Raw genomic sequence first — 22,254 nt, 5'->3', positions numbered from 1 at the left:
GAAAAGCGAGTGGCTGCGCGGGGATTGGCAATTCCATTGCTGGGGCATTATAAGTAGCGGGTTCAGATGCGGCCAGCGTTGAACCCTGACTTGCGCGTCTGTTGTGTTATTCTGGGAAACATAATGTAACATCCTGGAATGATAGAGGGTGTCGCGGCAACGTCGTCAGGGAACCGGCGGCCAGCCAGTCTGGCAAGATCGTCATCAGAGCAGGGGAACGCCAATTGCTGGGACTCAAATCCGCCGGCAAGGGACTCATCGGGGTCGATATCACGTCGGCCACGGTGAAGCTCCTGGAGCTGTCCAGGCAAGGAAATCGATACCAGATCGATAGCTATGCGGTGCGTCCACTCAAGGAAGGCGCAGTCGTCGAGCGACGTATACGGGACATGGACGAAGTCGTGCTGGCCATCAAGCGCGCGGTCGAGCAGGCACAGCCGCGCTCGAAGCGTGCCGTGGTCGCGGTTCCCGCGAGCGCTGCCATCACCAAGACACTGAGCTTCCCGGCCAATCTCGCCGATGACGAGATCGAGCAGCGCATCGCGCTCGAGTCCGAGAAGCACTTTCCCTTTCCGCTGAACGATGTCGCGTTCGACTTCCAGCATCTGGGCGTCAATCCGCGCAATCCCGATCAGCAGGATCTGCTGCTGGTGGCGTGTCGCAGCCTGGACGTCGATCAGCTGACCTCGGCACTGTCCCAGGCCGGCCTCGAGCCAGCTGCCGTCGATGTCGAGACTTTCTCCCTCGAGCGCGCCTTCGGCGAGCTGCGTCATCAGTTGCCGCCGACCTACGACAACGAAGAGTGTGTTGCCGTCGTCGATATCGGTGCGACGATGACCGCCTTCCACGTCATCCAGAATGGCCGCATCGTCTACAGTCGCGACGCCGTCTTCGGTGGGCGTCAGCTGACGGACGAGATCATGAATCGCTTCGATCTCTCCAATGATGAGGCGGGCCTGGCCAAGAAGCGTGGCGGTCTGCCGGATACCTATGACAGCGAAGTGCTGGGTCCGTTCCGCGAGACGCTCATCCAGCAGATCGCACGCTCACTGCAGCTCTATTACACCGCCGGCAAGCGCCGCGAGGTGCAGCGTATCCTGCTCGGGGGCGGTACGGCCGCCATCGTCGGGCTGCGTGAAGGCCTGGCGGAGCACACCGGGCTTGAAGTGATCATGGCCAACCCCTTCACTCACATGAGCGTCAATCCGCGCGTCGACATCCAGGCGCTGGCGGGCGATGCCCCGGCGATGCTCACGGCCTGCGGTCTTGCGATGAGGAAGCGCTCATGACCATCGAGATCAACCTGCTTTCCTGGCGTGAAGACCGGCGTGAGAAGCGCAGCAAGCGCTTCATGGGCATACTGGCGCTGGCGGCTGTCATCGGTATCGGTGGCGGCTATGGCATGAGCGAGTATTACCAGAGCCAGCTCGAGGCGCAGCAGCAGCGCCATGCCTTCATCGAGAAGGAAATGGCCCGCCTCAATCGTGACATCAAGGAAGTCGAGGATATCGAGGCACGCCGCACCCAGATGCTCGACCAGATAGAGCTGATCCGCAGTCTGCAGTTCTCGCGTCCGGAAACGGTACGGGTCTTCAATCAGCTGGTGACGTCTCTGGTGGACGGCGCCTGGTATCAGAGCATCAGTCGCAGCGGGCGCCAGCTCAAGGCGAATGGCACGGCGGAAAGCACGCGTCAGGTCTCCGGCCTGATGCGCGCCATTGCCTTGTCGGATTCCTTCGGCACCCCGACGCTCTCCGATGTGCAGAGCAATGACGACGATCAGCGCAGCTTCAACATCATGATTCCGGAGCGCCCGATGGGGTCGGCGCTGAGCGCTGCCGATGCGGAAAATGACAAGAAAGGAGGTCGGCGATGAGTTTCATCGATGCTGAAATCCGCCGCCTCAAGTCGACGGATTTTCGTGATCTTGACCTGAAGGAAGCCGGTATCTGGCCGGTCACGCTGCAGGCCGTGCTGGCGCTTATCGTGCTGGGCGCCCTGTTCTGGGCGTCCCATTGGTTCCTTGCGGCGCCCAAGGCAGAAGACCTCGAGCGTCTGCGTGCCCAGGAAAATCAGCTGCTTCAGCAATTCGAGAGCAAGGCGTTCAAGGCCGCCAACCTGCCGGCCATGCGCGAGCAGATGGTGGAGCTGGAGTCCCGCATGGGGCAGCTGCTGGAAATGCTGCCCACCGACGCGGAAGTCCCGGCGCTGCTGGATGACATCAGCGAGACGGCGATCAACAACCAGCTGGCGGTCGAATACATTCGTCTGAAGCCGGCGGAGAATCGCAACTTCTACGTCGAGCAGCCTTTCGATATCAAGGTGCGCGGCGACTATCATCGTATCGCAGCCTTCATCTCCGGGGTCGCGGGGCTTTCACGCATCGTGACGCTGCATGATTTCGTGCTGACGCCGGTCGCCAACAGCGATGATCTCGAGCTGTCGCTACTGGCCAAGACCTACAATTATCGCCAGACCCCGGCAACGTCAGGAGGCAAGCAATGAGCCTGATGACACGTCGAAACACCGTGATGGGAAGTGCGTTGCTGGTCACTCTGCTGGCGGGTTGTGGGGATCCGCAGCTGGGCGCGCTGGAAGGGGAGCTCGAGTCCTTGAGGGGGCGTCCTTCCGGCAAGGTGCAGGAGTTGCCGCCGCAACCCGAGTATCATCCCGTCACCTATGACATGGCGGATGCGCGTAGTCCTTTCCAGTCACGCCTGCCGGAGCCCGAAGAGGAGTTGACGGCCGTCGACAACGGTGTGCGACCGGACCTCGATCGCCCTCGTGAACCCCTGGAAGCCTGGCCGATGGAGCAGCTCAGCATGGTCGGGACGCTGGATGTCGATGGCGCGCGTTCGGCGTTGATTCTGACGCCGGAGCAGGAAGTCCAGCGTGTGCGGGTCGGCAACCATATGGGCAGCAACTTCGGCAGGATCACCCGTATCGGTGATACGCAGATCGATATGGTGGAAATCGTGCCCAATGGTCAGGGCGGTTGGATAGAGCGGTCTCGCGCCATGGCGCTGAAAGAGCCCGTGTCGCAAGGTGGTTGAGATCACTGGCGTTGGCAGTAGCCATATTGTCACGGAAGACGAACGGTCGACCCGCAAGAGTTGGCGACCGACACCATAACGCTTCGATAAGAATAAGGCGCGATCAGCCCGACGGTTGAACGGAGCCACGGCGAGACAGGGGACTAGGGAACATGACGCGATTGCAACGAATGAGTCTGCTGGGGCTGGCGGCAGTCGGTAGCCTGATGGCGAATGTGGCGATGGCTGCATCGTCGCTGCAGGACCTCAACTTCACCGCCCTCGGGGGCGACCGTATGGAGCTCAAGCTCGACTTCGTCGGCGGAGTGCCGGAGGTCAAGGGTTACCGTATCGAGACGCCGCCGCGCATCACCATCGACCTCCTGGATACCAGCAGCCAGCTCGACAAGCGTCGCTTCGATCTGGGGCTCAGCGGCGTGGACGAACTGGTGGCGCTGGAGGCCGGCTCGCGCACGCGTCTGGTCATGAAGCTCAACCAGTCCAAGCCGTACGTCACGCGCACCGAGGGCAACAGCCTCTACGTCATCATCGGCGAGCAGGGCGGTGCGCCGGGCGCTCAGCCTGCGGCTGCCTCCCAGGCGAACGCCGCCAACGTGCCGCCGGACAATCGTGCCCTGGAAGTGGCCAGCGAGCCGGCCGTCAGTGGCATCGATTTCCGTCGTGGCACGGACGGTGAAGGTCGCGTCGTGATCAACTTCAACCGCTCCAACGTCGAGTCGCGCGTCACCGAGCGCGGGCGCAAGATCTACGTCGACATCAAGGGCGTGAAGCTGCCGCCGGAGATGAATCAGGTGCTGGATGTCGGCGATTTCGCCACGCCGGTGACGCGTATCGATCCGCAGCGTACCCGTGATGGCGTGCGCATGGTGGTGGATGCCAGTGGCTACTACACCCAGCTGGCCACCCAGGCAGGCAACGAGCTGGTGCTCGAGGTCAAGCCGCTGACGCGCGAAGAGCAGGCGGAGCGCATCAAGGACAAGTTCCCCTACACCGGCAAGAAGATCTCGCTCAACTTCCAGAACATCGAAGTGCGCTCCGTGCTGCAGATCATCGCTGACTTCACGGGGCTCAATCTGGTCGCCAGTGACAACGTCACCGGCAACGTGACCCTGAACCTGAAGGAAGTGCCCTGGGATCAGGCGCTGGATCTGGTGCTCAAGTCCAACGGTCTGGCCAGTCGTCGCATGGGCAACGTGCTGATGGTCGCGCCGGCCGAAGAGCTGGCGGCACTGGAGCGCAAGGAGCTCGAGGCGAACCAGCAGGTCAAGGAGCTGGCGCCGATGACCACCGAATACATCCAGGTGCGTTATGCCAAGGCGGCGGACCTGGCGGCGTTGCTGCGCGGTGAAGGCGGTATCGGTCTGCTGTCCGAGCGGGGACGCGTGATGGTCGATGAGCGCACCAACACCATGCTGATCCAGGATACCCGCGATACGCTCGAGTCCATTCGCGGCACGCTGGAATATCTCGATATCCCGGTGCGTCAGGTGCAGATCGAGGCGCGCATCGTCATCGCGCGCAGCAGCGTCTCCAGCGAGATCGGTGTCAACTGGGGGCTTTCCAACAGCAGCAACGGCAAGTTCGGCCTGGAAGGCGCGTCGACCGGTACGACCAGCAACGGTGGTCTGAGCGTAGATCTGGGTGATGACAGCAGTCCGGGAAGCACCTTCAGTTTCGGTTACCTGTCCGGCGATATCCTGCTGGACCTGGAGCTCTCGGCGCTGGAAAGCGAAGGCAAGAGCCAGACCATCTCCCAGCCCAAGATCATCACCGCCAACCAGAAGAAGGCCGTCATCAAGCAGGGGCAGGAAATTCCCTACGAGGAGGCGACCTCCAGCGGTGCGACCAACATCGAGTTCAAGGAAGCGGTGCTGGCGCTGGAAGTGACGCCGCAGATCACGCCTGACAACCGCATCATCATGGATCTGTTGATCAACAATGACGATGTCTCCGATGACAGCTTCAATGGCGAACCGGCCATCGATACCAATGAAATCGAGACGCAGGTGCTGGTCAATGATGGCGAAACCGTGGTGCTGGGTGGCATTCTGACCTCCGAGCAGATTCGCAGCGTCTTCAAGACGCCCTTCCTCGGGGACCTGCCGGTGATCGGGAATCTGTTCCGCTATACCGAAGAGTCCAACGAGAAGGTAGAATTGCTGGTATTCATTACCCCGAAGATCATCGAGGACGGCCTGGCGGTGCGCTGATGCATGTGATTCCCAACGTATTCCTTGTCGGCCCCATGGGGGCCGGCAAGAGCACTATCGGCCGCCTGCTGGCGGCCGACTTGCATCGTGAATTTTGCGATAGCGACCATGTGATTGAAGACCGCTGCGGAGCCAGCATTCCGTGGATTTTCGACGTCGAGGGCGAGTCCGGCTTTCGTGAGCGTGAGCAGGCTGTCATCGATGAGCTGACCTCGCTCAGGGAAGTCGTGATGGCCACCGGTGGCGGCGCCATCATGGCGGAGGCCAATCGGCGCGTACTGCGCGAACGCGGCACTGTCGTGTATCTCTACGCGCCTGTCGAACAGCAGCTCAAGCGAGCCGGCCGTGATCGCAATCGTCCGCTGTTGCAGCAGGATGACCCCGGGCGGGTGCTCAAGCGCCTGTTCGAGTTGCGTGACCCGCTCTACCGCGAGACGGCCGATATCATCGTGCGTACCGATCGGCGCAGTCCTCGGGCGGTCACCAACGAGATCCGTCGCCGCATCAAGGCGCTGGCGGACCCGTTGCACGCCCCTGGCTAGTCTCATCAGCGCCTGGTGGCCCTGGCGGGCATCAGTCGCTGTCATCTGTTTCGCCCAAGGAGAATTCTGATGTCCCTGGCACCTGCTCATCGTCTTGATGTCGCGCTCGGCGAGCGTAGTTACCCCATTCATATCGGGCCGGGCCTGACCGCACGTGGTGATCTGATTCGTGAGCACCTTGCGGGGCGTCAGGTGATGATCGTCACCAACACCGTGGTGGCACCGCTGTATCTGGACGCACTGAAGGCCTCGTTGGGCGAGGGGCTCGATATCCGCGAGGTCATTCTCGACGACGGTGAGCAGACCAAGCACATGGCCAGCATCGGCCTGATCTGGGATGCCCTGCTCGAGGCCGGCTTCAATCGCCGCTGCACCTTGATCGCCCTCGGTGGTGGCGTGATCGGTGACATGACCGGCTTCGCGGCGGCCTGCTATCAGCGGGGCGCGGCCTTCATTCAGGTGCCGACCACGCTGCTGTCGCAGGTGGATTCCTCGGTGGGCGGCAAGACCGGCGTCAACCATCCGCGTGGCAAGAACATGCTGGGCGCCTTCTGGCAGCCGCGTCTGGTGCTGATCGATACCGCAAGTCTCAAGACATTGCCACAGCGTGAGCTGTCAGCGGGCATGGCCGAGGTCATCAAGTATGGTCTGCTGTGGGATGAAAGCTTCCTGAGCTGGCTGGAAGACAACATGACGGCCTTGATGGCGCTGGATGAGACCCTGCTCGGTGAAGCCATTCGCCGCAGCTGTGCCATCAAGGCGGATGTCGTGGCGCAGGACGAGACCGAGCAGGGCGTGCGTGCGCTGCTCAATCTGGGGCACACCTTCGGGCATGCCATCGAGACGGACCAGGGCTATGGCGTCTGGCTGCACGGCGAAGCCGTCGGCACCGGCATGCTGATGGCGGCTGAGCTTTCGGCGCGCATGGGCTGGCTGTCGAGTGCGGATGTGGAGCGTGTCTCGCACATCATCGCCAAGGCAGGCTTGCCGCTGGCGGCTCCGGAAGACATGGGCGTCGAGGACTTCCTCAAGCACATGCAGCTGGACAAGAAGAATGTCGATGGCCGTCTGCGCCTGATCCTGCTTGAGCGTATCGGCCGAGCGGTGATTACCGAAGAGGCGCCAGCCGGTGTGCTGGCCGACATGCTGGAGCACTGGCCGCGCAGCTCTCGCTGACATCCCGGCCAGCCAACGGCTGGTTCATGGGCGCTGCACGACCACGCAAGCCGTCACCCTCTGGGTGGCGGCTTTTCTTTTGGCGGGTGTCAGCGCGCCGTGACGGAGTCATTGGTGGAGCGTGATTCCTGAATTGGTATGCCGTATGCGTAATCGGTATGGGGTAAATCGAATAAAAACGCTGTTTTTTATTTAACCAATACTAAAGTTGCAAGGCGAAATTCATGGGGCATGTCTACCCGCTAAGCGCTTGAGCCTACAGGGTTTTTTGGTTGAAGGTTCTTCTAACCTTCGGTTTTGTCAGGTTTTTTTGGTCGATGGGCGACCTGTGGAGAATTGCGCAGGCGGGAAGCTGGGGGATATGCTCGAGGGAAATCTGGCGTCGTGTAGCGACACTGATGGCGCCACTATCGGCAGGTATAAAAATAAAGATAACCGATAACTATAACCGGGAAAATGCTTGAAAAAAAGCATCTGGACACATGATTTCTCCGTGAGGCACGCCCCATGAACAAAGGTCTCCACCATCCGGGAGAGTTCCGCGACAACTGCGGCTTCGGTCTGATCGCCCATATGGAAGGGCAGGCGAGCCACGAATTGCTGCAGACCGCCATTGAATCCCTGACCTGCATGACCCACCGTGGCGGGATTGCCGCTGACGGCAAGACCGGCGATGGCTGTGGCCTGCTGCTCAAGATGCCGGACGGCTTCATGCGCCAGATCGCTCGAGAAACCCTCGGGCTGGAACTGGGCGCTCGCTATGCCGTCGGCACGCTTTTCCTGCCCGATGATGACGCGCGTGAACAGTCCGCGCGTGACGCCTTCGAGTCGGCGCTGAGCGCGCGCAATCTCGAGGTGCTGGGCTGGCGCGACATGCCGGTGGATGACAGCGTGTGCGGCCCGATGGCCCGCGACTGCCTGCCGCGCATCCGTCAGGTCTTCGTCGGTGCCGCCGACGAGCGCACCGACATCGCCTTCAATGTCGATCTGTTCATGGCGCGCCGTTATGCCGAGCAGGCGCTGAAGAGTGAAGAGGACTTCTACGTCTGCTCGCTTTCCGGCAAGGTCATCTCCTTCAAGGGTCTGGTGATGCCGGAAGACCTTCCGCGCTTCTACAAGGACCTGGGCGACCCGCGCCTCGAGACCGCGATCTGTGTCTTCCACCAGCGCTTCTCGACCAACACCGCGCCGCGCTGGCCGCTGGCCCAGCCGTTCCGCTTCCTCGCCCACAATGGCGAGATCAACACCATCGAGGCCAACCGCGGCTGGGCCAACGCGCGCAAGGAGAACTTCGTCTCCGAGCAGCTGCCCGAGATCGCCGAGCTGGACGAGATCGTCAACACTGTCGGCTCCGATTCCTCCAGCATGGACAACATGCTGGAAGTCCTGCTGACCGGTGGCATGGATATCTATCGCGCCATCCGCATGATGGTGCCGCCGGCGTGGCAGAACGTCGAGCAGATGGACTCCGATCTGCGTGCCTTCTATGAATACAACTCCATGCACATGGAGGCCTGGGACGGCCCGGCGGGCATCGTGCTCACCGACGGTCGCCACGCCGTGTGCATGCTGGACCGCAACGGCCTGCGTCCGGCGCGTTGGGTCATCACGCGCAATGGTTTCATCACCCTGGCCTCCGAGATCGGCACCTACGATTACAAGCCGGAAGATGTCGTCGCCAAGGGGCGCGTCGGGCCGGGTCAGGTGCTGGGTGTCGATACCGAGACCGGTGAAGTGCTGCACACCGATCAGGTCAGTGAGCGCCTCAAGGGCGCGCATCCCTACAAGCGCTGGCTGCGTGAGAACGCCAACTATCTCGAGTCGGCACTGACCGAGCTGGCGCGTTTCCAGCCGATGGATGCCGATCAGCTGGACGTCTACCAGAAGATGTTCCAGGTCAGCTTCGAGGAGCGCGATCAGCTGCTGCGCCCGCTGGCCGAGAGCGGTCAGGAGGCGGTCGGCTCGATGGGCGATGACACGCCGATGGCCGTGCTGTCGCGCCAGAACCGCGTGCTGACCGACTACTTCCGTCAGAAGTTTGCCCAGGTCACCAACCCGCCGATCGATCCGCTGCGCGAAGCGATTGTGATGTCGCTGGAGACCTGCTGTGGCGCCGAGCTCAACATCTTCGACGCGACGCCGGAGCACGCGCATCGCCTGATCCTGACCACGCCGGTGCTGTCACCGCGCAAGTTCAATGCGCTGGTCAATCACGAAGATCCGGCCTTCACCTCGCAGACGCTCAAGCTGCACTACGATCCGGCGCAGGACTCCCTCAAGCAGGCGCTCAAGGGCCTCTGTCAGCAGGCCGAGGAAGCGGCGCGCAATGGCAAGGTGATCCTGGTACTCAGCGACTGTGGCTTGAAGAAGGGGCAGCTGCCGATCCACGCCGCACTGGCGACCGGCGCCATCCATCATCACCTCGGTGCGCTGGCCCTGCGCCCGCGCGTCAACCTGGTGATCGAGACCGGCTATGCGCGTGACGCGCACCAGATGGCAGTGCTGTTCGGGGTGGGCGCCACGGCGGTCTACCCGTACCTTGCCTATCAGGTGATGGCTGACATGCATCGCACCGGCGAGCTGTCCGGCAACCCGGCAGATGCCCGCGAGAACTATCGCAAGGGCATGCAGAAGGGCCTCTACAAGATCCTGTCCAAGATGGGCATCTCGCACATCGGCTCCTACCGTGGCTCGCAGCTGTTCGAGGCGGTCGGTCTCAACAGTGAAGTCATGGACATGTGCTTTACCGGCATGGCCTCGCGCATCGAAGGCGCCGGCTTTGCCGAGCTGCAGTTCCAGCAGGAACTGCTGGCCCGTGAAGCCTGGCTGCCGCGCAAGCGCATCAAGCAGGGCGGACTGGTCAAGTACGTGCATGGTGGCGAATACCACGCCTACAACCCGGATGTGGTGGTGAAGCTGCAGCAGGCCGTGCAGCAGGGTGACTACGGCAAGTGGAAGGAATTCGCGCGCCTGGTCAACGAGCGTCCGGTGGCGACCATTCGTGATCTGCTGACCCTCAAGCCGGTCGCCGAGCCGCTGCCGATCGAGGAGGTCGAGTCCGTCGAGTCACTGCTGCCGCGCTTCGACAGCGCCGGCATGTCGCTTGGTGCACTGTCTCCCGAGGCACATGAAGCGCTGGCCCAGGCCATGAACGAGGCCGGTGGGCGCTCCAACTCCGGTGAGGGCGGTGAGGACCCGGCGCGTTACGGCACCGTGCGCTCCTCCAAGATCAAGCAGATCGCCTCCGGTCGCTTCGGTGTCACGCCGGCGTACCTGGTCAATGCCGAGGTACTGCAGATCAAGGTCGCACAGGGCGCCAAGCCCGGTGAGGGCGGTCAGCTGCCGGGCGGCAAGGTCAACGACCTGATCGCACGTCTGCGCTACGCCGTGCCGGGGGTGACACTGATCTCGCCGCCGCCGCACCACGATATCTATTCCATCGAGGATCTGGCGCAGCTGATCTTCGATCTCAAGCAGGTCAATCCGTCGGCGCAGGTCTCGGTCAAGCTGGTCTCCGAGCCGGGGATCGGCACCATCGCCACCGGTGTCGCCAAGGCGTACGCCGACCTGATTACCGTCTCCGGCTATGACGGTGGCACCGCGGCCAGCCCGATCACCTCGATCAAGCACGCCGGTTCCCCGTGGGAACTGGGGCTGCCCGAGGTGCATCAGGCGCTGCGCATCAACCAGCTGCGGCACAAGATTCGTCTGCAGACGGATGGTGGCCTCAAGACCGGCCTGGACGTGGTCAAGGCCGCGATCCTGGGCGCCGAGAGCTTCGGCTTCGGTACCGCGCCGATGGTCGCACTGGGCTGCAAGTACCTGCGTATCTGTCACCTGAACAACTGTGCCACCGGTGTCGCGACCCAGCACCAGGCGCTGCGTGACGAGCATTTCCGCGGCACCGTCGAGATGGTCAAGCACTACTTCCGCTTCATCGCCGAGGAAGTGCGCGAGCTGATGGCACTGCTGGGCGTGCGTCAGATCACCGACCTGATCGGTCGTACCGATCTGCTCGAAGTGCTGGAAGGTGAGACCAACGCGCAGCGTCGTCTCGACCTCACGCCGTTGCTGGGCAATGACTTCGTGCCCAAGGACGCGCCGCAGTTCTGCCAGGTCAGCCGCAACGAGCCGCATGATCCCGGTGCCAAGAACCTCGAGATGCTGGCCGCGATGGAATCTGCGATCGACAGCCGCAGCGGTGGCGAGTTCAGCTTCCATGTCACCAACTGCGATCGCTCGGTGGGCGCGCGTGTCTCGGGTGAAATCGCCAAGCGCTATGGCGAGGCCGGATTGGCGGGCTCGCCGCTCAAGGTCAGCCTGACCGGTGTGGCAGGCCAGAGCTTCGGTGTCTGGAACGCGCACGGACTCGAGATGCATCTGGAAGGCGACGCCAACGACTATGTCGGCAAGGGCATGAACGGCGGCAAGCTGACCATCGTGCCGCCGCGTGGTTCGCGCTTCGAGAGCCACAAGACTGCCATCATCGGCAACACCTGCCTGTACGGCGCGACCGGCGGGCGGCTGTATGCCGCGGGCACCGCCGGCGAGCGCTTCGGGGTGCGTAACTCCGGTGCGCACGCCGTGATCGAAGGCGCGGGTGATCACTGCTGTGAGTACATGACCGGCGGTCTGGTGTGCGTGCTGGGCGAGACAGGCGTCAACTTCGGTGCGGGCATGACCGGCGGCTTCGCCTACGTGCTGGACGAGAATCGCGACTTCGTCGACAAGTACAACCACGAGCTGGTGGAAATCCACCGCATCAATACCGAAGCCATGGAGGCCTATCGTCGCCATCTGCGCGAAGTCATCGAGGAATATGTGGCCGAGACCGGCTCCGAGCGCGGGCGCGACATCCTGCGTGATTTCCCTGACTTCGTGCGTCACTTCTGGTTGGTCAAGCCGAAGGCGGCAAGCCTCAACGGCCTGCTGGACCAGTCACGGCGTCAGCCGGAGTGATCGCACCCCTCACCCCAGCATGCCTCGGGTGAGGGCCCGCACCGCGACGGTGCCCGGATTTTGAAGGAGGATTCATCATGGCCAATCAGCTCGCCAACGACTTCCAGTTCATCGATGTGGGTCGTCAGGACCCGCAGAAGAAAGATGCTCGCGTGCGCGCACGTGAGTTCAACGAGATCTATGCCGAGTTCAAGCCGGTAGAAGCCGCCAGCCAGGCACATCGCTGCCTGGGCTGTGGCAACCCCTACTGTGAGTGGAAGTGCCCGGTACACAACTACATTCCCAACTGGCTGAAGCTGGTCTCCGAGGGCAATATCCTTGAAGCCGCCGAGCTTTCGCACCAGACCAACTCGCTGCCGGAAGTCTGTGGTCGCGTCTGCCCGCAGGACCGTCTCTGCGAGGGCGACTGCACCCTGAATGACGGCTTCGGTGCCGTCACCATCGGCTCGGTGGAGAAGTACATCACCGACACCGCCTTCGCGATGGGCTGGCGCCCCGACATGTCCAAGGTCAGCTGGACCGACAAGCGCGTCGCCATCATCGGTGCAGGCCCGGCGGGTCTCGGTGCCGCCGATATCCTGGTGCGCAATGGCGTGCGTCCGGTGATTTATGATCGCCATCCGGAAATCGGCGGTCTGCTGACCTTCGGTATCCCGGAGTTCAAGCTCGAGAAGGGCGTGATGACGCGCCGCCGCGAGATCTTCGAAGAGATGGGCATGGAGTTCCGTCTCAACGTCGAGGTCGGGCGTGATGTGACCTTCGATGCGCTGCTCGAGGAATACGATGCCGTCTTCCTCGGTATGGGTACCTACAACGCCATGAGTGGCGGCTTCCCGGGCGAGGATCTGCCGGGCGTGCACAAGGCGCTCGACTTCCTGATCGCCAACGTCAATCACTGCCTGGGCTTCGAGAAGGACCCGGCGGATTACGTCTCCATGGAAGGCAAGAAGGTCGTGGTGCTCGGCGGCGGTGATACCGCGATGGACTGCAACCGCACCTCCATCCGCCAGGGCGCGGAAAGCGTGACCTGTGCCTACCGTCGTGACGAGGCCAACATGCCGGGCTCACGTCGTGAGGTGACCAATGCCCGCGAAGAGGGCGTCGATTTCCTCTTCAACCGTCAGCCGGTGGCAGTGGTCGGCGATGGCAAGGTCGAAGGCGTCAAGGTCGTGCGCACCCGCCTGGGTGAGCCGGATGCCAATGGTCGTCAGCGTCCGGAAGTGGTGCCGGGTTCCGAAGAGATTCTGCCGGCGGATGCCGTGGTCGTGGCCTTCGGCTTCCAGGCAAGCCCTGCGCCGTGGTTCGCCGACTTCGACATCGCCGTCGATGAGCGTGGCCGCATCGCGACCAGCGCCGAGCGTCATGCCTTCCAGACCACCAATGCCAAGGTGTTCGCTGGCGGTGACATGGTGCGCGGCTCCGATCTGGTGGTGACCGCCATCGATGAAGGTCGCCGTGCCGCTGAAGGGATTCTTGATTTCCTGGAAGTGTAAGGGTCATGTGACGTCACGCATCAGGCCCGCCACGGCGGGTCTGATGCGTTATGGCGGGTGCATCGGATGGCGACGCGAGATGGGCAGGTGGTGGCATTCAAATTGAGCCGGAGCAGCCTTTCCGCTAGACTGGCGACCCATCCTGATCCGTTCCCCCGGATCTCTCCTACAGCTCACGTTTTCGGCAGGTTTCCATGACACGATTTATCTTCGTGACGGGCGGCGTTGTGTCCTCGCTTGGCAAGGGCATCGCATCCGCTTCGCTGGCGGCTATTCTCGAGGCCCGTGGCCTCAAGGTCACCATCCTCAAGCTGGATCCGTACATCAACGTCGATCCGGGCACCATGAGCCCGTTCCAGCACGGCGAAGTCTTTGTCACCGAAGATGGCGCGGAAACCGACCTCGACCTCGGTCACTACGAGCGTTTCATCCGCTCGCGCATGACCCAGGGCAACAACTTCACTACCGGTCGCGTCTACGAGCACGTGCTGCGCAAGGAGCGCCGCGGTGACTACCTCGGCGGAACAGTGCAGGTCATCCCGCACATCACCGACGAGATCAAGCGTCGCGTGATCGCCGGCGGTGAAGGCTATGACGTCGCACTGGTCGAGATCGGCGGTACCGTGGGTGACATCGAGTCGCTGCCGTTCCTGGAGTCCATCCGTCAGCTGCGTGCGCAGCTGGGTGGCGAGCGTGCACTCTTCATGCACCTGACGCTGGTGCCGTACATCAAGACGGCCGGCGAGACCAAGACCAAGCCGACCCAGCACAGCGTCAAGGAGCTGCGCTCCATCGGTATCCAGCCGGATATCCTGATCTGCCGCAGCGAAGTCGAGATCGAGGAAAGCGAGCGTCGCAAGATCTCGCTGTTCACCAACGTCGAAGAGCGTGCCGTCGTCTCCCTGCAGGATGCCGACACCATCTATCGCATTCCGTTGATGCTCCACGAAGCCGGCCTCGACGAGATCGTCTGCGACAAGTTCCGCCTGGAGGCCAAAGAGGCCGACATGTCCGAGTGGGTCGCGGTGCTCGACGCCAAGCTCAACCCGCTCAAGACCATCAACATCGCGATGGTCGGCAAGTACATGGAGCTGCTCGACGCCTACAAGTCGCTGAACGAGGCGCTGATCCACGCCGGTATCCAGGGGCGTGTGAAGGTCAACGTCGACTTCATCGACTCCGAGGAAATCGAGCGCAACGGCACCGACCGTCTGATCGGCAAGGACGCGGTGCTGGTACCGGGCGGCTTCGGCGAGCGTGGCGTGGAAGGCAAGATCGCCACTGCGCGCTTCGCGCGTGAGAACAAGGTGCCGTATCTGGGCATCTGCCTGGGCATGCAGGTTGCCGTCATCGAGTTCGCGCGTAACGTGGCAGGCTGGAGCGATGCCAACTCCACCGAGTTCACCCATGACACCCAGCACCCGGTGGTCGGTCTGATCACCGAGTGGCTGACGCCGGAAGGCAAGATCGAGACCCGCGACGCGGCGTCTGATCTGGGCGGCACTATGCGCCTCGGCGGCCAGGCCTGCAGCCTGCTCAACGGCTCCAAGGCGCATCAGGCCTATGGCAGCGACGAGATCGTCGAGCGTCACCGTCACCGCTATGAGGTCAACGACCAGTTCGTGCCGGCCCTTGAAGAAGCGGGCCTGATCTTCTCCGGTCGCAGCGTCGACAACTCTCTGGTCGAGATGGTCGAGCTGCCGGATCACCCGTGGTTCGTGGCATGTCAGTTCCACCCGGAATTCACCTCCACGCCGCGTGATGGCCATCCGCTGTTCACCGGCTTCGTGAATGCCGCGCTCAATCACAAGGCGGCGCGTACTCGCGGCGAGTGATAGGGTGTTGAGCGGGCGCCACCTCGGGTGGCGCCCGTAGGTCTTCTCCGCGGTGGTTGCATGTCTTGATGTTCGCCAGAGCATCATCAGGCAGACTGCCGATGGACAACGATTTGATGGACGGTGCAGAGATGAGCAACGAACAACGCATGATCGAATTTGCGGGTCTGCAAGTCGCCAACGATCGTCCGATGACGCTTTTCGGTGGCATGAACGTGCTCGAATCGCGGGAGCTGGCGCTGGAAGTCGCCGAGCAGTATGTCGAAGTGACGACACGCCTGGGCATGCCGTACGTCTTCAAGGCCAGCTTCGACAAGGCCAATCGCAGCTCCATGCACTCCTACCGTGGTCCCGGGATGGAGAAGGGGCTCGAGATTCTGGCCGAGATCAAGTCGCGCTTCGGTGTGCCGATCATCACGGACGTGCATGAGCCGCATCAGGCGGCAGCCGTGGCGGAAGTGGCCGATGTCATCCAGCTGCCGGCCTTCCTGGCGCGGCAGACGGACCTGGTCGTGGCCATGGCGCGCACCGGCGCCGTCATCAACGTCAAGAAGCCGCAGTTCCTCGCGCCGCACGAGATGCGCCATGTCGTCGCCAAGTGCGGTGAAGCGGGCAATGACCGGATTCTGCTGTGCGAGCGTGGCTCCAGCTTCGGTTACAACAACCTGGTGGTCGACATGCTCGGCATGGCCGAGATGAAGGATAGCGGCCTGCCGGTATTGTTCGATGTCACCCACTCGCTGCAGCGCCCGGGCGGGCGAGCCGATTCCGCTGGCGGGCGTCGTGAGCAGGTCTTCGATCTGGCACGCTCCGGTGTCGCATTGGGGCTGGCGGGTCTGTTCCTCGAAGCGCATCCGGACCCGGACAACGCCAAGTGTGACGGCCCCTGCGCCTTGCCGCTGGATCAGCTCGAACCCTTCCTGCGCCAGCTGCAATCGCTGGATGCACTGGTCAAGGGCTTCGCGCCGCTGGACATTCGTTGAGCAGGACTACTGGCCGTTCACCCCTGTGTGAGCGGCCTTTTTGCACTATGGGCAAGATGCCCGTCGTGGTGTTTCAATCCCCCGTGTAGAGGACGACACAAGATGGCCAATATCGTCGAAATCCGCGCCCTTGAGGTGCTCGATTCCCGTGGTAACCCGACCGTACAGGCCGAGGTCGTGCTGGAGGGTGGCCAACGCGCCAGTGCCTGCGCTCCTTCCGGTGCCTCCACCGGTTCGCGTGAAGCGCTGGAATTGCGTGATGGCGACAAGAGCCGTTATCTGGGCAAGGGCGTGCTGAAGGCAGTCGAAGCCGTCAATGGCGCGATCCGCGAGCGCCTCGTGGGCATGGATGCACTCGACCAGCGCGCGCTGGACGATGCCATGCTGGCGCTGGACGGTACCGAGAACAAGGAATCGCTGGGTGCCAACGCGATTCTTGCCGTCTCTCTGGCGGCTGCCAAGGCGGCAGCGCAGGCCAAGGGCATCGAGCTCTACGCTCACATCGCTGAGCTTTACGGCCAGCCAGGCCAGTACTCCATGCCGGTGCCGATGATGAACATCATCAACGGCGGTGAACATGCCGACAACAATGTCGACATCCAGGAGTTCATGGTCCAGCCGGTCGGCGCGCCGACCTTCCGTGAAGCACTGCGCACCGGCGCCGAGATCTTCCACGCGCTGAAGAAGGTGCTGCAGGGTCGCGAGCTGAGCACCTCCGTGGGTGATGAAGGTGGCTTTGCACCGAACCTGGCGTCCAACTCCGAAGCACTGGCCGTCATCAAGCAGGCCGTCAGCGATGCAGGCTACACCCTGGGCACCGATGTGACCCTGGCGCTGGATTGCGCGTCTTCCGAGTTCTACAAGGACGGTCAGTACAACCTGTCCGGCGAAGGCAAGAGCTTCGACGCACGTGGTTTCGTCGACTATCTGGCCGGCCTGGCCGCGGAATATCCGATCGTCTCCATCGAAGACGGCATGGATGAGTCCGACTGGGAAGGCTGGAAGATGCTGACCGACGAGTTGGGCGACAAGGTGCAGCTGGTCGGCGACGATCTGTTCGTCACCAATACGCGCATCCTGAGCCGTGGTATCGATGAAGGCATCGGCAACTCCATCCTGATCAAGTTCAACCAGATCGGCTCACTGTCCGAGACCCTGGATGCGATCAAGATGGCGCAGGCCGCCGGCTTCACCGCGGTCATCTCCCACCGCAGTGGCGAGACCGAAGACACCACCATCGCCGACCTCGCCGTCGGTACCTGTGCTGGCCAGATCAAGACCGGCTCTCTGTGCCGCTCTGACCGTGTCGCCAAGTACAACCGTCTGCTGGTGATCGAGCAGCAGCTGGGTGACGTGGCTTACAACGGCCTGAAAGAGATCAAGGGTCAGTAATCGCCTGTGATGTGAGGGCTCAGCGCCCAGCATCGCAGAGGTAACTTGCAACGGGGTCGTGCCTTCTGGCACGGCCCCGTTGTGCATTGCAGGCGATGATTGAGTGCGTTTGAGGGGGATGCAGGAAACAGGCCGTTTTCAGGCACTGATTTCGTGTAAGCCATCTCTTACAAATCCCGCAGGACAATCGAGACACTGGCTGCGAGTCGCCTGCGGACATGAACGTATGTTCTTCAATATCTATTTGATTTTATTGATGATATTTTCTTTGACGGCCTGTTCAGATATAGCGGGTTAAGCGGTTTGGCTAGTTGCCTCGCCGGCGAATGCTGCCCAGAATGGCTGCATGGACGTGAGGGTGCGGCGGGACACCGCAGTCTCGGCAGGATGCCAACGGGATGATCAGAAAAGACTTGATGGCGAGACAGGACGTTTCGCCCCGCTGAGCAGGACGCTCGGCGGAAAAGGACCTGACATGGACGTCGGTAGCAGAGAGCTGCATATCTTCGCTTGAAGGAGTCAGGCGAGAAATGCTAGGGAAGCAAGGATAGCGGGCATGACACCGGAGTGTGTCAGGATCAGGATGATCCGTCGGCGATGGGAAGCGCCACACAGGCAGGAAGCACGATAACGACACGGAGTGTCGAAGAGCCCCAGGCTCTGATATGCAGTCAGGAAGCTTGCCCTTCACAGGAAGTGACGGATGACGGGACATCATCCGCGTCAGGAATGATGGGGCAGAAAGCGGCAGCATCAAGTGGCAGGAAGCCACGACAAGGATGGTCGGACAAGGAATGTCGTGAGGCTGTCAGCTGCACAGGCAGGGAGCGGTACAGGCAGGACGCCGGGCAATGCATGGGCAGGACAGCAGGACAGGCAAATATCTGCACTAACGGGCATTGCGGTGGGACAGCTGCGCGAGCAGTGCTGCAATGCCCGCCACGCGTGACGGTGCGCCCCGAATGACAGGATGTCGTGAAGGGCAGGGACAGCACTCAGGAGTGCGATCCAGGATGGATCGACAGGGACACGCTTGGAGCGGGCGACCTTACGGGGTCGCCCTTTTTTATGCCCGGATGTCAGGGGGCTGAGCTCCTGACATGAGCTTGAGTCTCCGACTTCAGGCACCGACTTCAAGCATCAGAGACAGAAACGGCAGCGGCTCCCGAGGGAATCGCTGCCGTTTCTGTCGTGAGACCCGGGCTTGCCCGGTCAGGGCGGGCAAGCCGCTTGCCACGTGAGATGCGGGTTGCTTGAGGGGCTTACTGCTCCAGATACTCAAGCTTGCCATCGACACCATCCCACTTCTCGGCGTCTTCCATGGCGTCCTTCTTCTCGCTGATGTTCGGCCAGACTTCGGCCAGATCGGCATTCAGCTCGATGAATTCCTTCTGGTTCTCCGGCACTTCATCTTCGGAGAAGATGGCTTCGGCGGGGCATTCCGGCTCACACAGCGCGCAGTCAATGCACTCATCCGGGTTGATCACCAGGAAGTTCGGGCCTTCGTAGAAGCAATCCACCGGGCAGACTTCCACGCAGTCGGTGTATTTGCAGCGAATGCAGTTCTCGGTGACGATGAATGCCATGCAGGTCTCCTGACGCGGATTGGCGTCTCTCTCGTAGGTCGTGGTCCAGGCGCCCACCATGTGTCATCTCGGCGACATCATGGTCTTCAGGTTATAAGCGGCGCAGATGTTATAAGGCGTTATTCTAGTGGCGCTCTGCCGCCCCCGCAATCAGCAGGGGCGGATCGTTTTGGAATGGTGCTATGCCCGAAGGTTGCTGTCGAGCCTTGCCGCGCATTCTCGGGCCTTGCCACTCATTCTCGGGCCGGGCACGCCAACGCTGGCTCGGTGTGACGGCGCTCAGCGCTGACGGTGCCATTCGTAGATCAGCTCCAGCGCTCGCTTGGGGCTCAGATCATCCGGGTCTAGGCCATTGAGGGCCTCGACAACCGGATGCGGCGGTGCCGCGAACAGGTCATTCTGCTGCGGTACCGGCTGGCCCAGCGCATCCTCGCGCGCCACCTGCGGACGATCGACTTCCTGCTGCTCCAGGCTGGTCAGCTTCTCGCGCGCGCGCAGGATGACGCTCTGCGGCACCCCGGCCAGCTGGGCCACCTGCAGGCCATAGCTCTGGCTGGCAGGGCCTTCCTCGACACGGTGCATGAAGACGATGCCATCGCCGTGCTCAGCGGCCGTCAGGTGCACGTTGGCGACGGCATCGGCATGCTCGGGCAGCGCCGTCATCTCGAAGTAATGGGTCGCGAACAGGGTGAAGGCACGCGTGCGCGCCAGATGCTCGGCGCTGGCCCATGCCAGTGACAGGCCATCGAAGGTCGAGGTGCCGCGGCCGATTTCATCCATCAACACCAGGCTCTCATCAGTGGCGTTATGCAGGATGCTGGCGGTCTCGGTCATCTCGACCATGAAGGTCGAGCGGCCGCCGGCCAGGTCATCCGAGGAGCCGATGCGCGTGAAGATGCGGTCCAGCGGGCCGATGCAGGCGCGCGACGCCGGCACGAAGCTGCCGGTATGCGCGAGCAGAGCGATCAGTGCCGTCTGGCGCATGTAGGTGGATTTACCGCCCATGTTGGGGCCGGTGATCACCAGCATGCGCCGCGCATCATCGAAGCGCACATCGTTGGGAACGAAGGGATGATCGCTGACATGCTCGACCACCGGGTGGCGTCCGCCTTCGATATCGATGCCCGGGGTCTCGCTGAGTTCGGGGCGCACGAAATCGAGCGAGGCAGCGCGATCGGCGAAGGCGGTCAGCACATCCAGTGACGCCAGTGCGCGGGCCGTCTGCTGCAGGCCATCCAGTTCGGTATTCAGGTCATCCAGCAGGTGCTCGTACAGCAGCTTCTCGCGCGCCAGTGACTTGGACTTGGCAGACAGCGCCTTGTCCTCGAACTCCTTGAGCTCGGGGATGATGAAGCGCTCGGCATTCTTGAGGGTCTGGCGACGGATGTATTCCGGCGGGGCCTCGGCCGATTGCGAGCGCGGCAGCTCGATGAAGTAGCCATGCACGCGGTTGTAGCCGACCTTGAGGTTGCTCAGGCCGGTGCGCTCGCGCTCGCGGGTCTCGAGTGCGACCAGATACTGGCCGGCGTTCTCGGACAGGCCGCGATACTCGTCCAGCTCATCGTCGTAGCCATCGGCGATCACGCCACCATCGCGCAGCACCACCGGCGGATTCTCGACCAGCGCCTCGCTGAGCATCGCGGAAAGTGCCGGGAACAGGCGGATGGCATCGCGCAGGTCATCGATGGCGCTGCCTTTTTCGACGCTGGCGAGCACGGCGCGCAGCTCGGGCAGAGTGTTGAGGCCATCGCGCAGGCGTGCCATGTCACGGGGGCGTGCGCTGCGCAGCGCGACACGGGCGAGGATACGCTCCACATCGCCGATGCGCTTGAGCAGGCCTTGCAGCTCGAAGGGGTAGTCGCCATCCAGCAGACGTTGCACCGCCGCCTGACGCTGGCCGATCTGGAGCTGATCGCGCAGCGGGCGGTTGAGCCAGCGCTTGAGCAGGCGTGAACCCATCGCGGTCGCGGTGACGTCCAGCACGCTGGCCAGCGTGTTGTCGCTGGTGCCGCCCAGGTTGGTGTCGATCTCGAGGTTGCGACGGCTGGCGGCATCGATCACCACCGAGTCATCGCGGCTCTCGACGGCCAGCGCGGTCACGTGGGGCAGGCCGGTACGCTGGGTGTCGCGAGCGTAGTCGAGCAGGGCACCGGCTGCCGTGACGGCGCGCGTCAGGTGGCTGCAGCCGAAGCCGTTGAGGTCCTGGACGCCGAACTGATCGCACAGCAGGCGCAAGGCAGTCTCGTGATCGAAGTGCCAATCGCTCTGGCGGGTCAGGCCCGGGCGCGAGGCCAGGCTGGCGGGGAGGGTACGGCTTTCGCCGACCATGACTTCGGCAGGCGACAGACGCTGGATCTCGGCCAGCAGCTCGTCATCACCATTGACCTCGAGCACGCTGAAGCGACCGGAGGAGAGCTCGAGAGCGGCCAGGCCCCAGGTCTCGCCATCACGATGCAGCGCCACCAGCAGGTTGTCGCGGCTGGCATCCAGCAGCGCCTCATCATGCAGCGTTCCCGGGGTGACGATACGTACCACCTTGCGCTCGACAGGCCCCTTGCTGGTCGCCGGGTCACCGATCTGCTCACAGATGGCTACCGATTCGCCCATCTTGACCAGGCGTGCCAGATAGCCTTCGGCGCTGTGGTAGGGCACCCCTGCCATGGGGATCGGGGAACCGCCGGAGCTGCCGCGCGCCGTCAGCGTGATATCGAGCAGTTGTGCTGCGCGCTTGGCGTCCTCATGAAACAGTTCATAGAAGTCGCCCATGCGATAGAACAGCAGCACGCCGGGGTGCTCGCGTTTGATCTTCATGTACTGCGTCATCATCGGCGTCATCTGGGGCGCGCTGTTCTTGGCCATGGCCATGGACTTCCTTGACTGCACTGCAATGGGAAAAAGCACACATGCGAGAGCACGGCATGCGGGATGCGCGATATTCTACGGACTGGCGCGGCCGGCTCCAATGCCTGTGATGTCTCATGCTCGCTGCCCTTTTCACCCGATGACCTCCACAAGGAGAAAGTTC

General features: G+C 62.6%; 14 protein-coding genes. 12 read left to right on the top strand and 2 right to left on the bottom strand.

The window, feature by feature from the left end; translation table 11 throughout:
* The first annotated feature begins 224 nt into the window (after nt 1-224).
* The 12 genes from pilM (at nt 225) to eno (ending at nt 17,643) form a co-directional block, all read left to right on the top strand.
* Nucleotides 225-1,289, top strand: a complete 1,065-nt coding sequence (gene pilM / locus CLAM6_RS15695) for a type IV pilus assembly protein PilM (protein ID WP_107335932.1) — start codon at nt 225-227, stop codon at nt 1,287-1,289.
* The gene (locus CLAM6_RS15690; RefSeq protein WP_153636592.1) at nt 1,286-1,876 is read left to right on the top strand and encodes a PilN domain-containing protein; all 591 of its coding nucleotides are present in this window, start codon (nt 1,286-1,288) and stop codon (nt 1,874-1,876) included. Before pilM ends, CLAM6_RS15690 begins: the two co-directional genes overlap by 4 nt.
* Entirely contained in the window at nt 1,873-2,505 is a 633-nt protein-coding gene (locus tag CLAM6_RS15685; protein WP_153636591.1) for a type 4a pilus biogenesis protein PilO, read from the top strand. Before CLAM6_RS15690 ends, CLAM6_RS15685 begins: the two co-directional genes overlap by 4 nt.
* Nucleotides 2,502-3,053, top strand: a complete 552-nt coding sequence (locus CLAM6_RS15680; RefSeq protein ID WP_107335934.1) for a pilus assembly protein PilP — start codon at nt 2,502-2,504, stop codon at nt 3,051-3,053. The genes CLAM6_RS15685 and CLAM6_RS15680 overlap by 4 nt, the downstream gene beginning before the upstream one ends.
* Nucleotides 3,054-3,205: 152 nt before the next feature.
* Entirely contained in the window at nt 3,206-5,263 is a 2,058-nt protein-coding gene (locus CLAM6_RS15675) for a type IV pilus secretin PilQ (RefSeq protein WP_153636590.1), read from the top strand.
* Nucleotides 5,263-5,805 (top strand): shikimate kinase AroK, encoded by a 543-nt coding sequence (gene aroK, locus CLAM6_RS15670; protein WP_054556506.1) that lies wholly within the window; start codon nt 5,263-5,265, stop codon nt 5,803-5,805. The genes CLAM6_RS15675 and aroK overlap by 1 nt, the downstream gene beginning before the upstream one ends.
* Nucleotides 5,806-5,874: 69 nt before the next feature.
* Nucleotides 5,875-6,981: a 3-dehydroquinate synthase gene (aroB, locus tag CLAM6_RS15665; protein WP_054556505.1), complete on the top strand. Its 1,107-nt coding sequence runs from the start codon at nt 5,875-5,877 to the stop codon at nt 6,979-6,981.
* A gap of 507 nt (nt 6,982-7,488) precedes the next feature.
* Nucleotides 7,489-11,940 carry a glutamate synthase large subunit gene (gltB, locus tag CLAM6_RS15660; protein ID WP_054556504.1) on the top strand — a complete coding sequence of 1,484 codons (4,452 nt, stop codon included), beginning with the start codon at nt 7,489-7,491 and terminating at the stop codon, nt 11,938-11,940.
* A gap of 77 nt (nt 11,941-12,017) precedes the next feature.
* Nucleotides 12,018-13,433, top strand: a complete 1,416-nt coding sequence (locus tag CLAM6_RS15655) for an FAD-dependent oxidoreductase (RefSeq protein WP_043332950.1) — start codon at nt 12,018-12,020, stop codon at nt 13,431-13,433.
* 194 nt (nt 13,434-13,627) lie between these two features.
* The gene (locus tag CLAM6_RS15650; protein WP_043332948.1) at nt 13,628-15,268 is read left to right on the top strand and encodes a CTP synthase; all 1,641 of its coding nucleotides are present in this window, start codon (nt 13,628-13,630) and stop codon (nt 15,266-15,268) included.
* 131 nt (nt 15,269-15,399) lie between these two features.
* Entirely contained in the window at nt 15,400-16,251 is an 852-nt protein-coding gene (gene kdsA, locus CLAM6_RS15645) for a 3-deoxy-8-phosphooctulonate synthase (protein WP_153636589.1), read from the top strand.
* Between the two features lie 102 nt (nt 16,252-16,353).
* Entirely contained in the window at nt 16,354-17,643 is a 1,290-nt protein-coding gene (gene eno / locus CLAM6_RS15640) for a phosphopyruvate hydratase (protein ID WP_043332946.1), read from the top strand.
* 1,262 nt (nt 17,644-18,905) lie between these two features.
* On the opposite strand, the gene fdxA is transcribed toward eno, so the two are convergent.
* Nucleotides 18,906-19,229 carry a ferredoxin FdxA gene (gene fdxA / locus CLAM6_RS15635; protein WP_043333067.1) on the bottom strand — a complete coding sequence of 108 codons (324 nt, stop codon included), beginning with the start codon at nt 19,227-19,229 and terminating at the stop codon, nt 18,906-18,908.
* A 279-nt stretch (nt 19,230-19,508) separates the two neighbouring features.
* Nucleotides 19,509-22,088 carry a DNA mismatch repair protein MutS gene (gene mutS, locus CLAM6_RS15630; protein WP_153636588.1) on the bottom strand — a complete coding sequence of 860 codons (2,580 nt, stop codon included), beginning with the start codon at nt 22,086-22,088 and terminating at the stop codon, nt 19,509-19,511.
* Nucleotides 22,089-22,254 lie beyond the last annotated feature (166 nt).

It is taken from the genome of Cobetia sp. AM6, assembly GCF_009617955.1.
In the GTDB taxonomy this organism is placed as follows: Bacteria; Pseudomonadota; Gammaproteobacteria; order Pseudomonadales; family Halomonadaceae; genus Cobetia; species Cobetia amphilecti.
This window is presented reverse-complemented; position numbering and strand designations above follow the sequence as displayed.

Coding starts and splice junctions, on each gene's coding strand:
- CLAM6_RS15690 (WP_153636592.1), top strand. CDS start 1,286: ATGACCATCGAGATCAACCTGCTTTCCTGGCGTGAAGACCGGCGTGAG.
- CLAM6_RS15685 (WP_153636591.1), top strand. CDS start 1,873: ATGAGTTTCATCGATGCTGAAATCCGCCGCCTCAAGTCGACGGATTTT.
- CLAM6_RS15680 (WP_107335934.1), top strand. CDS start 2,502: ATGAGCCTGATGACACGTCGAAACACCGTGATGGGAAGTGCGTTGCTG.
- CLAM6_RS15675 (WP_153636590.1), top strand. CDS start 3,206: ATGACGCGATTGCAACGAATGAGTCTGCTGGGGCTGGCGGCAGTCGGT.
- aroK (WP_054556506.1), top strand. CDS start 5,263: ATGCATGTGATTCCCAACGTATTCCTTGTCGGCCCCATGGGGGCCGGC.
- aroB (WP_054556505.1), top strand. CDS start 5,875: ATGTCCCTGGCACCTGCTCATCGTCTTGATGTCGCGCTCGGCGAGCGT.
- gltB (WP_054556504.1), top strand. CDS start 7,489: ATGAACAAAGGTCTCCACCATCCGGGAGAGTTCCGCGACAACTGCGGC.
- CLAM6_RS15655 (WP_043332950.1), top strand. CDS start 12,018: ATGGCCAATCAGCTCGCCAACGACTTCCAGTTCATCGATGTGGGTCGT.
- CLAM6_RS15650 (WP_043332948.1), top strand. CDS start 13,628: ATGACACGATTTATCTTCGTGACGGGCGGCGTTGTGTCCTCGCTTGGC.
- kdsA (WP_153636589.1), top strand. CDS start 15,400: ATGAGCAACGAACAACGCATGATCGAATTTGCGGGTCTGCAAGTCGCC.
- eno (WP_043332946.1), top strand. CDS start 16,354: ATGGCCAATATCGTCGAAATCCGCGCCCTTGAGGTGCTCGATTCCCGT.
- fdxA (WP_043333067.1), bottom strand. CDS start 19,229: ATGGCATTCATCGTCACCGAGAACTGCATTCGCTGCAAATACACCGAC.
- mutS (WP_153636588.1), bottom strand. CDS start 22,088: ATGGCCAAGAACAGCGCGCCCCAGATGACGCCGATGATGACGCAGTAC.